The organism is Jezberella montanilacus (genome assembly GCF_003003055.1).
GTDB lineage: Bacteria > Pseudomonadota > Gammaproteobacteria > Burkholderiales > Burkholderiaceae_B > Zwartia > Zwartia montanilacus.
On sequence record NZ_PVTV01000004.1, the window covers coordinates 1 to 15,630 of the forward strand.

The 15,630-nt window shown below is 50.9% G+C and carries 15 protein-coding genes; 4 read left to right on the plus strand and 11 right to left on the minus strand.

Annotated elements, in window-relative coordinates:
* Nucleotides 1–189: 189 nt before the first annotated feature.
* The 8 genes from BCM14_RS01245 to BCM14_RS01280 all read right to left on the minus strand — a co-directional run bounded on the left by BCM14_RS01245 (nt 190) and on the right by BCM14_RS01280 (nt 6,707).
* Nucleotides 190–1,338: an NAD-dependent epimerase/dehydratase family protein gene (locus BCM14_RS01245; RefSeq protein ID WP_106226228.1), complete on the minus strand. Its 1,149-nt coding sequence runs from the start codon at nt 1,336–1,338 to the stop codon at nt 190–192.
* 206 nt (nt 1,339–1,544) lie between these two features.
* Nucleotides 1,545–2,147, minus strand: a complete 603-nt coding sequence (locus BCM14_RS01250) for a Maf family protein (protein WP_106226194.1) — start codon at nt 2,145–2,147, stop codon at nt 1,545–1,547.
* Between the two features lie 7 nt (nt 2,148–2,154).
* Complete coding sequence (gene rlmH, locus BCM14_RS01255; protein ID WP_106226195.1) at nt 2,155–2,625, minus strand: 23S rRNA (pseudouridine(1915)-N(3))-methyltransferase RlmH; 471 nt, start codon at nt 2,623–2,625, stop codon at nt 2,155–2,157.
* A gap of 60 nt (nt 2,626–2,685) precedes the next feature.
* Nucleotides 2,686–3,150, minus strand: coding sequence for a ribosome silencing factor (rsfS, locus tag BCM14_RS01260; protein ID WP_106226196.1), 465 nt, complete (start codon nt 3,148–3,150; stop codon nt 2,686–2,688).
* 19 nt (nt 3,151–3,169) lie between these two features.
* Complete coding sequence (gene nadD / locus BCM14_RS01265; RefSeq protein ID WP_106226197.1) at nt 3,170–3,769, minus strand: nicotinate (nicotinamide) nucleotide adenylyltransferase; 600 nt, start codon at nt 3,767–3,769, stop codon at nt 3,170–3,172.
* A complete protein-coding gene (gene hemF / locus BCM14_RS01270) occupies nt 3,766–4,686 on the minus strand; it encodes an oxygen-dependent coproporphyrinogen oxidase (RefSeq protein ID WP_106226198.1) in 921 nt (306 codons plus the stop codon). The genes nadD and hemF overlap by 4 nt, the downstream gene beginning before the upstream one ends.
* Complete coding sequence (purD, locus tag BCM14_RS01275; RefSeq protein WP_106226229.1) at nt 4,687–5,970, minus strand: phosphoribosylamine--glycine ligase; 1,284 nt, start codon at nt 5,968–5,970, stop codon at nt 4,687–4,689.
* A 5-nt stretch (nt 5,971–5,975) separates the two neighbouring features.
* Entirely contained in the window at nt 5,976–6,707 is a 732-nt protein-coding gene (locus BCM14_RS01280; RefSeq protein WP_106226199.1) for a YebC/PmpR family DNA-binding transcriptional regulator, read from the minus strand.
* Nucleotides 6,708–6,820: 113 nt separating this feature from the next.
* On the opposite strand from BCM14_RS01280, the gene BCM14_RS01285 reads away from it, so the two are divergent.
* Entirely contained in the window at nt 6,821–7,807 is a 987-nt protein-coding gene (locus BCM14_RS01285; RefSeq protein WP_106226200.1) for a quinone oxidoreductase family protein, read from the plus strand.
* Between the two features lie 144 nt (nt 7,808–7,951).
* Here the strand turns inward: BCM14_RS01285 and BCM14_RS01290 are convergent, their stop codons facing one another.
* The 3 genes from BCM14_RS01290 to BCM14_RS01300 form a co-directional block, all read right to left on the minus strand.
* Nucleotides 7,952–8,962 carry a class 1 fructose-bisphosphatase gene (locus tag BCM14_RS01290; RefSeq protein WP_106226201.1) on the minus strand — a complete coding sequence of 337 codons (1,011 nt, stop codon included), beginning with the start codon at nt 8,960–8,962 and terminating at the stop codon, nt 7,952–7,954.
* A gap of 74 nt (nt 8,963–9,036) precedes the next feature.
* Entirely contained in the window at nt 9,037–11,739 is a 2,703-nt protein-coding gene (gene pepN, locus BCM14_RS01295) for an aminopeptidase N (protein ID WP_106226202.1), read from the minus strand.
* 2 nt (nt 11,740–11,741) lie between these two features.
* On the minus strand, nt 11,742–12,104 hold the full coding sequence (locus BCM14_RS01300; RefSeq protein WP_106226203.1) for an H-NS histone family protein: 363 nt from the start codon (nt 12,102–12,104) through the stop codon (nt 11,742–11,744).
* Nucleotides 12,105–12,209: 105 nt separating this feature from the next.
* Here BCM14_RS01300 and BCM14_RS01305 point away from each other — a divergent pair, with 105 nt between their 5' ends.
* The 3 genes from BCM14_RS01305 to aroG are packed head-to-tail and all read left to right on the plus strand — an operon-like array spanning nt 12,210 to nt 15,623.
* A complete protein-coding gene (locus BCM14_RS01305; RefSeq protein WP_375318454.1) occupies nt 12,210–13,034 on the plus strand; it encodes a carbon-nitrogen hydrolase family protein in 825 nt (274 codons plus the stop codon).
* Between the two features lie 19 nt (nt 13,035–13,053).
* On the plus strand, nt 13,054–14,514 hold the full coding sequence (tldD, locus tag BCM14_RS01310; RefSeq protein ID WP_106226204.1) for a metalloprotease TldD: 1,461 nt from the start codon (nt 13,054–13,056) through the stop codon (nt 14,512–14,514).
* Nucleotides 14,515–14,549: 35 nt separating this feature from the next.
* Complete coding sequence (gene aroG / locus BCM14_RS01315) at nt 14,550–15,623, plus strand: 3-deoxy-7-phosphoheptulonate synthase AroG (RefSeq protein WP_106226205.1); 1,074 nt, start codon at nt 14,550–14,552, stop codon at nt 15,621–15,623.
* Nucleotides 15,624–15,630 lie beyond the last annotated feature (7 nt).

Consider the following 15,630-nt stretch of genomic DNA (forward strand, 5'->3'; position numbering starts at 1 on the left):
ATGATAGTGGACGTACGTCTGTGAAAGTAGGTCATTGTCAAGCTCTTACCCCTCAAACCCCCGCCAGCATCAAGCTCGCGGGGGTTTGTCTTTGCGTGGACACTTTAATGATAGGTAGTCCGCGAGGTAATAAAAAAGCCAACAAGTCCATTGTTGGCTTTTTTATTTACGTTCCTGTTTGGTTGGCGACTAACTGTAACTGAATCTGGGCATGACTTTGCTGTGATCGATTCTGTCTTGGTATTTGGCAATCACTGAAATCATCTCCGAGATGATTTCAGTGGTTAACAAGTGTGGTTTCAAACCCATATCAAGTAAGCCCTGATGGGCAGCATTAAAGTAGTGGCTATCCATTTCCTTGCGTGGATTTTTAATTGTTTGGATTTCGGTTTGATAGCCTGAACTTCGCGCTGCGGTACGAACCTGCTCCGCAAGCTGTCTGACAGAGAATTGCTCAGTAAATTGGTTCAGAATCCTCAAGTCACCTCGCTCAACGGGCTGTGCTGCCGCTAGCTCGAGGCACTGTAAGGTATCTTTGATATTTAAAAAGCCACGAGTCTGACCGCCCGAGCCATATAGAGTAAGGGGTATGCCAGCAACAGCCTGTACTATGAAGCGATTTAAAACTGTTCCAAACAGGTCGTCGTAGTGGAAATTTGTTAGCAACCTATCGTCCAGCAAACTTTCTTCTGTGATTAAGCCGTAGACTGGTCCTTGCATCAAGTCTGTCACTTTCAGACCATAGGTCCTGACATAGAACCAGAGCAGATCCGTATCCATGATCTTAGTCGTGTGATAGAGCGTCGCCCCTTGCCTCGGATACAAAAATTTATCTGTTCTGCCTCTATGATGGATATCTATCCAACCCTCTTCGATATCAATATTTGGGGTCCCGTATTCGCCCATCGTACCTAATTTAATAATATGGCAATCAGGCGCGTGCTTAATGACAGACCAAATTACATTAAAAGTCGTATGGATATTGTTATTGAAGGTGACCTGAGCCTCTTCAAAACCCCGCATTGAGTAGGGCCCAGAGGGTTGCTCTGCGTAATGTATTAAAACCTCAGGCCTGCACCGCTGCACAATCTCGTTCAATGCTGTTGGGTTTGTGCAATCCTCGATAATGACATCGATTTGATGATTGGTAAGCGACTGAAAGATCCGAGCACGCTCAAGTAAATCTGGTGTTGGGATTAACGCCTGGGATTTGTTCTGCTTCGCGAGTGTTCTTTTGAGATAGTTATCAACAACGGTTACTTGATGACCATTGCTGGCGAAACGCATAGCTGTTGGCCATCCGAGATAACCGTCACCACCTAATATCAAGACATTCATAAAATCCTGCATTTAACTAAATATTACTTATTTTTTTCAATCCTCAAGCCTCCTCAGATAGGTCTCGTATGAGTAGCGTCATCTTTTTATTATTTTTTTACGCGATCAGACCTAGGTTTGATTATTACGCATATTTCTGATCAATGACACGGTGCAGCAAATTAATTCATTTCAATTTGTTACCCACACATGACTATGTTAACGAGTCAGGCGATTCTGGAAAGGAGAGCTGCTGTTTCGCATAGGGGCAGACCCATCACACCGCTATAGCTGCCTGCCAGGTGTTGGATGAAGGAAGCGGCATGGCCTTGGATGCCGTATGCCCCGGCTTTACCAAATGCTTCACCCGTTTTGACGTAATCTTCGATGCATTGATGGCTTAACTTGGCAAAGGTTACGTCTGAGGTCGATAGCGCTTTGTGCACTTGCCTGTCGTGTAACAGCACCACCGCAGTGTAAACCTGATGGGTTTGGCCTGATAATTTACACAGAATGGTGATTGCGTCATCGTGATCAGAGGGTTTGCCCAGAATTTCGTGAGCCAGGGCGACCGTCGTGTCTGCAGTCAAGAGGGGACGCACTATCCTGCGTCCCTCATTCGCCTCTCTGTTTAGCCACTTAGCGGCCCATTCCGCTTTATGCAAGGCAGTACGCTGTACGTAATCAAGTGGGACTTCACCGGGCAGAATAGGTTCGTCTTCGCCAGCTGGTGGTGGGACGTTCAAGATCTCGTGAGCGACTCCAATTTGAGTTAATAATTCGTGTCGTCGGGGGCTTGCAGACGCTAGATAAATATGTGGATATTTCATTTACTGCCTAGGCACGATGATACGGGTGGTTGTTAAGAATTGACCATGCACGGTAGATCTGCTCAATCAGCAGCACTCTGACCATGGGGTGCGGCATGGTCAGCGACGAGAGCCGGATCAGACTGGTACAGCTTGCCTTAAGCTCAGCGTCCAACCCGTCGGGCCCACCGATCAGCAGAGCCACTGTTTGACTTTGCTCGTGCCATTTTCCCAGTTGTTCAGCGAATTTAACGGTAGATAAATCTTTACCATGTTCATCCAGCGCGATCATCACTGCATCTTGAGGCACACTGGCCTGGATCCTTTTTGCCTCGGCGAGCATCATTTGCGCAGGCGTTTTGCCTATTGTTCGTGCTTCAGGTTTGATTTCTTTGATTGTCACCAGCCAGTCGGATGGTAAGCGCTTAATGTAATCATCCCAAGCCGCATCAACCCAATCAGGCATGCGGTTGCCAACGGCAATAATCACAAGTTTCATGCGACCCCTAGCGCTCGTCCAGGTTTAAACCCGAGATCACACCCAAGCTCAAGTTTGAACTCAACGGCCTGCTGTCTTGCTCACCCGACTAGCGGCACGCCGTCCAGTGGGAGGCTCTTGCAGTGAACTTGGTTCTGACTCATCTTCAGTGAAAGCCATCATCACCCCTTTGTTTGACTCGGGCAGTAGCTTCATGCGCACTGGCTTTCCACCCCAAACTTCTTCAAGATTGTAATAAGCGCGAATGGCTGGTTGCATGATGTGAACCACGATGTCACCGACGTCAACCAGAACCCATTCTCCCGTCTCTTCCCCTTCGATAGCAATCACTTGAAGCCCGGCACCTTTTACTTTTTCAGCAACGCTTGAAGCGAGGGCTCGCGTTTGTCGATTCGATGTCGCCGAAGCAATGATGACCCGATCAAACAAGCTGGTAATGTGCATCGTGTTGTAGACATGAATGTCTTGAGCTTTCACATCCTCAAGGGCGTCGACGACTAAGCGCTGTTGTTTGGTAATGTCCATGTATTGGGTTGTTATCCTGTTAAGTGGGCAGCTGTTTGTATAAACCGTGCACCGTAATGTAATTGGCGACCGGTGCGGTAATCAGGCCGCTGATGGATTGACCGCGAGCAATCCTTTGGCGGATTCCGTTGGCAGAGATATCCATCGGGTCGAAAGTAAGTTCAAGTAATTCTTTATCGTTGAGGGCTAGCCATTGAGCTAATTCATCGGGTGGTCTGGTGTCGGTACCAGGGCGTTGCGCCACCACTAACGTGACTCGTTGAACAATTTCTTGCCAGCGGTTCCAGGTACAAAAATTAACAAGTTGATCAGAGCCAAGTAACCAAAAGTATTCGGGTCCTACGGTCAAAGCCTCAAGCGTCTCAATCGTATAGGTGGGACCATTACGCTCGATTTCAATGGGATTGATAACGAGCCCGGGTGTGTTGCCGACTGCCAGCTTGAGCATATCGAGTCGTTGGCCAGGGCTTGCCCCAAGGGGGGCACGCTGCCAAGGTTGCCCGGCGGGGATTAACTGAACTTGATGCAATTTCAAGCTAGAGAGTGCCGTTCGGGCAAGTGCCAGGTGGGCGCTGTGCACCGGATCAAAGCTCCCGCCGAAGAGGCCAATTCGCGTCATAACCAGTCGCGAGGCGTCAAAAAGGCATTCAAGGCCGCCTCACGACTACCCTCAGCCGCGTGCCAATCGTATTTCCAGGTCGCCATGGGGGGCATCGACAGCAGGATTGATTCCGTTCGTCCGCCAGACTGCAGCCCGAATAAGGTGCCTCGATCGAACACCAGATTAAACTCGACATATCTGCCGCGACGGTAAGCTTGAAACTCTCTTTCTTCATCGCCAAAGGCCCGGAGACGTCTTTTGTTCACGATGGGCATGTAAGCAGGCAACAGTGAATTGCCAACTGATTGCATCAAGGCAAAGGATTGCTCAAATCCCGGTTCACTCAGATCATCATAGAAAATGCCCCCGATGCCACGCGTTTCTTTTCTATGCTTCAAGTAGAAATATTCGTCACACCATTTTTTATAGCGAGGATAAAGCTCGGAGCCAAACGGCGCCAAAGCATCGTGACAGGTCTGATGAAAATGCTTGGCGTCTTCTTCAAACGGGTAATAGGGGGTGAGGTCCAAACCACCGCCAAACCAAAATATATCTGCTTGGCTTGGCTCGTTGTTGCTCTTGGCAACAAATAGGCGCACATTCATGTGCGTCGTGGGTATGTAGGGATTGCGGGGGTGCAGAACCATAGACACGCCCATCGCCTCCCAGGGGCGACCGCTGAGTTCTGGTCGATGAGCACTTGCTGAGGGCGGGAGCGTTTTACCTTTGACGTGACTAAACAGAACACCCGCTCGCTCAAAGAGATCGCCGCCCTCGATCAGACGAGACACGCCACCACCGCCTTCGTCACGAAGCCAACTATCGGTCTTGAAGGGTTGTCCGCCGGCGATTTCAAGTTCATTAACGATAGTCTGCTGAAGACCCAGTAAATAGGCCTTCACCGCATCTGTATCGATCGTCGGGAGGGCGCTCACTTAGTTTTTCTCCAGTGCTCGCCAGCCAATATCGCGCCTAAACTGTGCCCCATCGAAACGTATCGCATCGACTGCTGCATAAGCGCGAGACTGCGTTGCCTTGACTGAGTCAGCCAGTGCGGTGACGCACAAGACCCGTCCTCCGGCTGTCATAACCTTGCTGTCTTGCAGGCGTGTGCCCGCATGAAAAACAACACAATCAGTTTGTTCTGCCGGTATGCCGGTGATGACATCGTCAAGGCGAGGCGTGCCTGGGTAGTTTGCGCTGGCCATGACGACACCAAGCGCTGTGCGCGGATCCCAGTCGAGGCTGGCTTGATCAAGTGTGCCCGAAATGGCGTGCTCGAATACCTTGGATAGATCGTTTTTAATCCGCAGCATGATCGGTTGAGTCTCGGGATCGCCCATTCTGCAATTGAATTCCAGCACCTTGATGGGTCTGGTTGCATCATCGCCCTCGCCAATCATTAAGCCCGCGTAGAGAAAACCGGTATAGCGAATACCGTCGAGCTTCATGCCGGTAATCGTGGGTTCAATCACCTCTTGCATGATGCGGGTATGCAAGGTGGCCGAGACGACAGGGGCGGGTGAGTAGGCACCCATACCGCCTGTATTTGGGCCGCGATCTCCGTCTTGCAAGCGCTTGTGATCTTGACTGGTGGCCAGCGGCAAGATGTGTTCGCCGTCACATAAAACAATGAAACTCGCTTCTTCGCCTAGCAGACATTCTTCAATCACGACCCGGGCACCTGCGGCACCCAACGAGCCGTCTCCAAGCATGGCTTCAACAGCTTCATGTGCTTCGGTGACTGAGGTGGCAACGACCACGCCTTTGCCCGCAGCTAATCCGTCTGCCTTGACCACAATCGGCGAGCCTTGTTCGTCGATGTAACGATGGGCGGCCACTGGATCAGTAAAGGTTTGATAGGCTGCGGTCGCTATTTGATGACGGACCAAAAACGCTTTGGCAAAATCCTTTGAGCTCTCAAGTTGCGCCGCTGCTTTGGTCGGACCAAAGATTTTCAGCCCCTGGCTTTGAAAGACATCGACCACACCTTTAGCTAACGGTGCTTCAGGCCCGACCACTGTAAACGCGATATCGTTCTGTTTGGCGAAATCGGCCAAAGCATGCAGATCAGTGATGTCAAGGTTGGATGCGCCTTGCATCGTAGCGGTGCCACCGTTGCCAGGTGCCACAAAAACATGCGTCACACGATCGGACTGCAAGAGTCGCCAAGCCAAGGCGTGTTCGCGTCCGCCAGAGCCAATAACAAGAAGTCTCATACTCATCAGGCCTGTTCGTCGATTAAAGCGTTGCTATACACCTCTTGAACATCGTCAAGATTTTCTAGGGCATCCAGCAGTTTTTGCATTTTGATACCGTCTTCACCGGCGAGTTCGATCTCATTTTGTGGCTTCATGACGATGTCAGACATCTCGGGTTGTAAGCCTTGAGCCAACAGTGAGGCCTTGACTGCAGCATAGGCACTCGTGGGGCAAATGACTTCAACTACGCCTTCAGGATCGGTCGTGACATCGTCAGCACCCGCATCGAGGGCGACTTCCATAATGGCGTCTTCTGAGGTGCCGGGCGCAAAGATAAACTGACCGCAGTGGTTGAACATGAACGCCACTGAGCCTTCCTGGCCGAGATTACCGCCGTGTTTAGAAAAGGCATGACGCACTTCAGCGACCGTTCTGACGCGGTTATCGGTCATGCAGTCAACCACGACTGCGACTCCCGCAATCCCGTAGCCCTCGTAGCGAATTTCTTCGTAGTTTGAACCATCCGCGCCACCAGCGCCACGGGTGATCGCACGCTGTATGTTGTCTTTGGGCATGTTGGCATCCATTGCCTTGTCCCAAGCCATGCGAAGCCGAGGGTTAGCGTCAGGATCTGCCCCGCCAGCCCGCGCTGCTACCGTGATTTCACGGATGATTTTGGTCCAGAGCTTGCCGCGCTTTGCATCTTGCCTGCCTTTGCGGTGCTGGATATTGGCCCACTTACTGTGTCCTGCCATAATTTTGATTTACATCTTCATTAATCTTGTTCAAGTAGTCATTTTACCTTGCGCGGATATACACTTGAAAGCTAAGCTGTTTTTGTTTTATTACCCATTCACCTGGAGCATTCATGAGCAATCTAGTCAAAGCAATCCGTATTGACCAGAACGGTGGTCCCGAAGTCCTGAAAGTTGTCGAAATCGAAGTGCCTGCGCCTGCTGATAACGAGATCACGATCAAGCAGCATGCAATCGGCTTGAACTTCATTGATGTGTATTTCCGTACTGGTCTCTATAAAGCACCGCTGCCTCATGGTCTTGGCTTTGAGGGCGCCGGCGACGTGATTGCAGTGGGTAAAGCGGTGACTCGCTTCAAAGTAGGCGATCGTGTTGCCTATGGTCAAAGCCCTTTGGGTGCTTATGCCGAAGTGCGCAATGTGCCTGAGGCTCAAGTTGTTTCAATCCCGAAAAAAATTAGCTACGAAGAAGCTGCAGCCATCATGCTCAAGGGCTTGACGGTTCAGTACCTGTTTCGCCAGACCTATCGCTTGCAGGGTGGCGAAACGATTCTGTTTCACGCCGCCGCAGGGGGGGTTGGTTTAATTGCGTGTCAGTGGGCCAAAGCGCTCAAGGTCAAACTTATCGGCACAGTTTCTAGTCCCGAAAAAGCCGCGCTTGCTAAAGAGCATGGTGCGTGGCAAGTCATCGACTATTCAAAAGAAAATGTCGTCGAACGCGTCGCTGAGCTTACCAAAGGTAAAAAATGCCCAGTGGTTTATGACGGCGTGGGTAAAGACACTTGGGAAACCTCACTTGATTGCTTGCAGCCGCGTGGTTTGATGGTCAGTTACGGTAATGCCTCTGGCTCGGTCGAAGGCGTCAACCTGAACATCCTAGCCGCTAAAGGCTCATTGTTCGTGACTCGCCCGACGCTCGGCACACACGTCAACACCGCTGCCAAAATGCAAGCTGCAGCTGATGAGCTATTCGGTCTGGTGCTGAAAAAGAAAATTAAAGTCCGTATTGATCAACGTTACAAGCTTGAGCAAGCTGGTGAGGCACAAGCCGCGTTGGCTGCACGCAAAACGACCGGCGCAACCGTCTTTACACTGGATTAATACTGTCTCGATTATTGAGACGTCTTGAGCTGAGTATTTCGTACAGTAGTCTGGTCGTTAGCAGTGCAACAAAAAAAGCTGCGAGATTATCCTCGCAGCTTTTTTTACTTTAAATGCCCTGTCTCGATATGGGCGGGCTTGGTGTCAGCCCTCGTGGTGATACTTGGTCACCCGCTCAACCTCGTTCTTGGAGCCAAGAACCACACCAACGCGTTGATGTAACGCGGTCGGTTGAATATCGAGAATTCGCTGATGGCCGTCAGTTGCCGCACCACCCGCTTGCTCAACGAGCATGCTCATCGGATTAGCTTCATACATCAGCCTGAGTTTGCCTGGTTTACCGGGCTCCCTGGCATCCCACGGATACATGAAGACACCGCCTCGCACCAATAAACGATGCACATCCGCGACCATTGAGGCAATCCAGCGCATGTTGAAATCTTTGCCACGTGGGCCTGTTTTGCCGGCCAAGCACTCGTCGATGTAACGGCGCATGGGTGGTGCCCAGTGGCGCATATTCGACATATTGATCGCAAATTCTTTGGTGTCTTCGGGGATAGTCATGTTGTCATGCGTCAAAATCCACGAACCCATTTCGCGATCCAGGGTAAAGCCAACAACGCCTCGGCCAATCGTGAGGATCAGCATGGTTTGTGGGCCATAGACGGCGTACCCGGCACAAACCTGAGTCGTGCCTTTCTGTAAGAAGTCTTGCTCGGTGACCTCTCGACCAGATACCTCTGAGGGCGCCCTGAGCACTGAGAAAATAGTGCCTATCGACACGTTGACGTCAATATTTGACGAACCATCCAAAGGATCAAACAGCAACAGGAACTCGCCCTTCGGATAGCGATTGGGGATGAGGTGTATGGTCTCCATCTCTTCAGAGGCCATCGCTGCCAGGTGACCACCCCATTCGTTCGCTTCGAGCAGGACTTCGTTAGACATGACATCTAGCTTTTTTTGCACTTCACCCTGAACGTTTTCACTCTCCAGGCTGCCTAGAACCCCACCCAACGCGCCTTTGCTCACGGCATGGCTGATGGTCTTGCAGGCGCGTGAGACGACCTCGATCAAGAGCCTGACTTCGGGTTCGAGTGCTTGCTCGGCACGCTGTTGTTCGACTAGATACTGGGTAAGCGTTTTTCGTTTCATGGGTCTTGGTGTCGGTTGATTTGAGTCGTGGGCGTGAAGGTATTCGAGTCGTAAGGTCGTGCGTGAGCGCTAGTTTAGAGCGCCAGCGCTTTGCTGACGATCTCTAGTGTATTTCCAGATAGGTCGGCCTGCGAGGCAATGTCTTGCAGATTGTGTTGCATAGCGGTTTTTGCTTGAGGGATGAAACGACTCCATAAATCCATCACGCGCGCGAGCCGAGCCGCTATTTCAGGGTTGATTTTGTCCAGCGTCAATACTTGCTGAGCCCAAAACTTGTAGCCCGCACCGTCCGGCGCGTGAAACCCTGAGAGATTCTGGTTACAAAATGCAAAGATCACTGATCTAGCCCGATTTGGATTCTTCAGGGTGAAATCAGGATGCTGCATCAAGGCAAGGATTTTGTCAGCCGTCGCATCCGGCGCAGTGGCTTGAACCGAAAACCACTTATCCAAAACAAGTGGTTGTTGATGCCAACTTTGATAGAAATCGTCCAGAGCTGATTGTTTCAGCGTATTGGTGGATTCATGAGTCAGGCTCGTTAACGCTGCGAGCCGATCAGTCATGTTGCTGGCGTTTGCGTATTGAGCTTGGGCAAGCAGCGACCCGAGTTCAGTGTTGCCCACCATCAAATAATTCAAGGCTAAGTTTTTTAACGCTCGCCGACCGGCAGAAATCGGATCAGGGCTGTATTCGCTGGGTGTTTGTTGCCCCAAATAGGTCTGATGAAACACTTCACTCAGGGCGGTCGCGATGTCTCGTTTGAGCCCGTCGCGTGCGGTGGCGATCGCAACTGGATCAATCACCAGCATGCGTTCGAGCAGCGTTTTTTCGCTTGGCATCATCATCGCGCGAGCCCGATATCCCGAATCAAGCGACACATCAGTGGCGAGCGCTTGCCAGACGTTGATCAACACTTTACTGGCTGCCAGGGGCTGCTCCGTTTCGCGCCAATGCGCTGCCGATTTCAGGATATGACGGGTAGCAAGCTCTTGGCCCGCTTCCCAGCGGGTGAAAGCGTTGTTGTCATGGGCGGACAGCACTGACAATTCAACATCGCTGTAATCGTAATCAACAATCACCGGCGCTGAAAAATCACGCAAAATTGAGGGGATCGCTTTGCCGCTACTGCTTGTCTTGAAGGTCCAGGTTTTGCTCTGGGTCGTCAGTTCAAGCGTTTTTGTGTCAGCGATCCCGTCACTGTCCGCTAACAGGATAGCCTTGCCACTTTCATCGAGCAGGCCGAACTTGATTGGGATATGAAAATCCTCTTTTTGAAGTGAATGCTGTTTTTCAACGCCTACTGGCGGGCACGACTGCGTGAAGGTAACAGACACTGTCCCTTCTGTTGGGTTGTCCGTCATGCTCGCGGTAAGACGTGGTGTGCCAGCCTGACGATACCAACGACGAAAAACATCGAGCGACACGCCGGGTTTGCTTTGTTTATAAGCGAATTCCATCGCATCAACAAAATCGTCGCAAGTCACAGCCTGTCCGTCATGGCGTCGAAAATACTCGTCCATGCCCGCTCTGAACGCTTGTTCGCCCAATAGGGTGTGCAGCATTCGGATGACTTCTGAGCCTTTTTCGTAGACCGTGGCCGTATAAAAATTGCTGATCGATTGATAGCTTTCAGGGCGAATGGGATGTGCCATTGGCCCGCTATCCTCCGGGAACTGAGCGTTTCGCAACACCACGACGTCATCAATACGCTTGGTGGCTCGGGCGCTTTGCGCCTCTTGAGCTGACAGGCCGGCCGCCATCATGTCAGCTGTAAATTCATGGTCTCTGAAAACCGTTAAGCCTTCTTTCAAGCTGAGTTGAAACCAGTCTCGACAAGTGACACGATTACCCGTCCAATTATGAAAGTATTCATGACCGATCACCGCTTCGATCCCTTGGTAATTCAGGTCAGTCGCCGTATCTGGGTCTGCCAGCACATAGGCCGCGTTGAAAATGTTCAAGCCTTTGTTTTCCATCGCGCCCATATTGAAATCTCGCGCGGCCACAATCATGAAGCGATCGAGATCTAATTCGAGGCCAAAGCGTTGCTCGTCCCATCTTACTGATCTGACCAGCGACTCCATGGCCCAGCCTGTTTGCGCAAAAGTGCCCGGATCGCTGTAAATTTGCAGCAGAACTTCTTTGCCATGCATCGTGCGCATCGTAAGTTCACGGCAATCGAAAACACCTGCTACCAGGGCAAACAGATACGATGGTTTTGGAAAAGGATCGTGCCAGACTGCCTCATGTCGGCCGAGGTCTAGCTCGCGACTCGATAACAGGTTTCCGTTTGACAAGAGGGTAGGGTAGCGGCCCTTGTCGGCTCTGAGCGTGACGGTATAGATAGACATCACGTCGGGCCGATCGGCAAACCAGCAAATCTTTCTGAAACCTTCAGCTTCGCATTGAGTAAAAAAACTTTCACCCGATACGTAGAGACCCATTAAGCTTGTGTTTGCAGCTGGCTTGCACAAACTGACAATCTCTAGGGTGCCCGACGCAGGAAACTCAAATATTGTCAGCCGTGCGTCGTCTTGAGAAAATCTGGACGGGTCGAGGGGCTGGCCATTTAACGTGAGGCGCTCTAGGGTGAGATCTTCCCCATTCAGCACGAGTGCTTCAAGCTCAGCACTCGCGCTCTTTCTGACAACAGATAGCTGGGTGGTGATTCTAGTTTGAACCGGATCCAACTCAACTATTAACTTGACCTCGGGGATATCAAAGGGAAACGCCTGATAATCGGTCCTGAATATTGTGTTGCTGATGTTTGTTTGCACGGCTAAATGAGAAACTGGTTGCGTGATTGGCCGGATTTTTCTGCCGCCACGATCCACAAAGGAGCTTTTCCCCTTCCCGTCCAAGTGGCGCCACTGCTTGGGTGACGGTATTTTGGAGGCACAGGTTTTTTAGTGGTGGCGCCATTCGCTGGTTTCGTGCCTACCGTGTTTTTTACCTTGCTAGTCACTTTGGCGAACGCAGCGCTGACATCATCTGGTGAAATGTCATATTCTTTCATTGACTTGATAATACCTGCCAAAATAGGGCGACGGCGCTTTGCTTGAAGCATGGATGCTTGTTTTTGCAGCTTTTCAATATCTTTTTGAAGTTTTGCTTGCTGGGCTGCGTATGATAATTTGTTCATTGACGGCCTATGTGATTAATTTAAGTGTTTGGATATTAATCGATATATATATAAACAGATTAAAAATACGTGATTAATTTGTCACGCAATATATATTAATTTTAAATAAAGCGAGATGCGAAATTGAAGCAGACATTCAACGTGGCAGCGGTGCAAATGGTAACGGGTATATCTCTCGCCGAAAACCTCGCAACAGCAGGCCGTTTAATTGCTCAAGCAGCTTCTGAAGGCGCTCATCTTGTGTCTTTACCCGAATATTTTTGTTTATTGGGACAAAAAGACACGGATAAACTTGCTATTGCTGAAAATGACGGTAGTGGGCCAATTCAGGATTTTCTTGCAGATATTTCAAGCCGTCATAAAATTTGGTTGGCAGCTGGCAGTATTCCCTTAAAAACGCAAGATCCTAATCGCGTTTTTAATACTCAATTGGTTTTCAATCCCGCTGGCGAGCAGGTGGTTCGCTACGACAAGGTGCACTTGTTTAGTTTTACCCGTGGTGAAGAAAACTACGATGAATCCCGTGCAATTGCAGCTGGCAGTGAGATCAAAACCTTTGACTGCGATTTTGGCCGGGTTGGACTGTCGATTTGCTACGATTTAAGGTTCCCGGAGATCTATCGGGCGATGGGATCGGTTAACTTAATTTTGATCCCCTCGGCCTTCACCTATACGACAGGCAAGGCCCACTGGGAGCTACTACTCAGAGCCAGAGCCATTGAAAATCAAGCCTACGTGCTAGCAGCTGCTCAAGGCGGCACCCACCAGAACGGACGAAGAACCTGGGGACACTCTATGCTTATCGATCCCTGGGGCGAGATCGTGGCGGTTTTGCCAGAGCACGAAGGGGTAGTAAGCGGTACCATTGATACCCAGCGCTTGTCAGACGTCAGGCAGTCGCTTCCAGCACTTAAACATCGAATTTTTTAATCATTAATACACACATTACATGAATCTGACCAATCCTTCGATTTCCGCCCTGGCCACCGCAAAAAGCGTGCTGCTTGATCCCTGGGGATTGACTGAAGCAGATATGGCTCGGGCGCTGGGTGAAATTTTCACCCATAAAGTCGATTACGCCGATCTGTATTTTCAATATACAAGAAGCGAAGGCTGGAGTCTGGAAGAAGGCATCGTTAAAACCGGTAGCTTTTCGATTGGTCAAGGTGTTGGGGTTCGCGCGGTGGCTGGTGAAAAAACCGCCTTTGCCTATTCAGACGCTTTATCCGGCGACGCCTTGTTGAATTCAGCAAGAGCCGTGCGAGAAATCGCTCGGCAAGGTGCAGGAAAAATTCACGTGCCGGCCTACAAAGACGAGGGCAAGTCACTGCAACTGTATCAACCCATTGATCCCCTGAGCACGCTGAGCGCCCCCGAGAAAGTCGCTTTACTTGAGCGCCTTGAACAAATGGCTCGCGCTAAAGACCCCCATGTCATTCAAGTCATGGCTGGTCTCGGGATGGAGTACGACGTGATCATGGTCGCAGGCAGTGATGGCCGACTCGCGGCCGATGTTCGACCGCTCGTACGCTTGTCTTTGACTGTTATTGTCGAGCGACAAGGTCGACGTGAGACCGGTCATGCGGGTGGTGGAGGGCGAACGGGTCTGGCCTATTTCACCGACGACCTGTTGAGATCTTACGTGGATCGCGCAGTGCACGAGGCAATGGTCAATCTGGATTCACGACCAGCACCAGCCGGCGAAATGACTGTCGTGCTGGGCAGCGGCTGGCCTGGCATTTTGTTACACGAAGCAGTCGGTCACGGCTTGGAAGGTGATTTCAATCGTAAAGGTTCGAGCGTTTTCTCTGGCAAGGTTGGTCAGCGCGTGGCTTCAAAGGGTGTAACGGTCATCGATGATGGCACCATCACAGACCGGCGGGGTTCGCTCAATATTGACGACGAGGGCAACCCGACACAAAAGAACGTCTTGATCGAAGACGGGATTTTGCGCGGCTACATGCAAGATGTAACGAACGCGCGCTTAATGAAAACGAGTGTGACCGGTAATGGTCGCCGTGAATCGTTCGCCCATCTGCCCATGCCGCGGATGACCAATACCTTTATGCTGGCGGGTGACAAGGACCCCAAAGAAATTATCGCTTCAGTTAAAAAAGGGCTGTATGCGGTCAATTTTGGTGGCGGACAAGTTGACATCACAAGTGGCAAGTTCGTGTTTTCAGCCTCAGAAGCCTACATGATTGAAAACGGCAAGGTAACCTACCCAGTTAAGGGCGCCACCTTGATCGGTAATGGGCCAGAAGCGATGAATCGGGTCAAAATGATTGGCAATGATTTGTCTCTTGACAGTGGAGTCGGCACCTGCGGTAAAGAAGGGCAAAGCGTCCCTGTCGGTGTTGGTATGCCAACCCTGCGGATGGAAGGCCTGACCGTTGGTGGCACGGCGTAATAATTAAAATTTTTGACTTAGAACTGGAGTAATTTGTGTCACATAATACCGACGACTTGCGCATCAAAGAAATCAAAGAGCTGGCTCCTCCCTCACATGTTATGCGCGAGTTCCCTTGTAGTGCAGACGTAGCTGAACTGGTCACAGAAAGTCGTAATTCGCTACACCGTATCCTTCACGGTATGGACGATCGTCTCATCCTGGTGATAGGTCCTTGCTCCATTCATGATCCCGTAGCCGCCATCGACTACGCGAAGCGCCTGAAAGAAAAGCGAGATCAATATAAAGGCGAACTCGAGATCGTCATGCGCGTCTACTTTGAAAAACCGCGCACGACAGTTGGCTGGAAAGGCCTGATCAACGATCCCGACATGGATTCGAGTTTCAACATCAACAAAGGTTTGCGCCTTGCGCGTGGGCTGTTGCACGACGTCAACGGCATGGGTTTGCCTGCGGGTTGCGAATTTCTGGATATGATCACGCCACAATATATTGCGGACTTGGTGGCCTGGGGCGCAATTGGTGCCCGCACCACCGAAAGTCAAATCCATCGTGAATTGGCCTCTGGTCTGTCGTGCCCGGTTGGTTTTAAAAACGGCACCGATGGCAATATCAAAATCGCTGTTGATGCCATGAAAGCAGCCTCGTCACCGCATCACTTTCTTTCAGTGACGAAAGGTGGCCACTCAGCCATTGTCTCGACCACCGGCAACGAAGATTGTCACGTCATTTTGCGTGGCGGCAAGACAACCAACTATGACGCAGCGAGTGTGCAGGCCGCGGCTGAGGATTTAGGCAAAGCAGGCTTGGCCCCTCGTTTGATGATCGACACGAGCCACGCTAACAGTAGCAAGAAGCCAGAAAACCAACCTCTGGTGTGCGAGGATGTCGCCAGTCAGATCGAGGCAGGTGAAACCCGTATTGTTGGTTTGATGGTTGAAAGCAACCTGGTCGCGGGCAGACAAGATTTTGTCCCAGGTCAGCCACTGGTGTACGGTCAGAGCGTAACGGATGGCTGTATCGATTGGGATAGTTCCTTGCAAGTCATCGAGCGTCTGGCAGCTGCCGTTCGCGAGCGTAGAAGAGTCCAGGCCACAAAAAGCGAATAAAAGGATT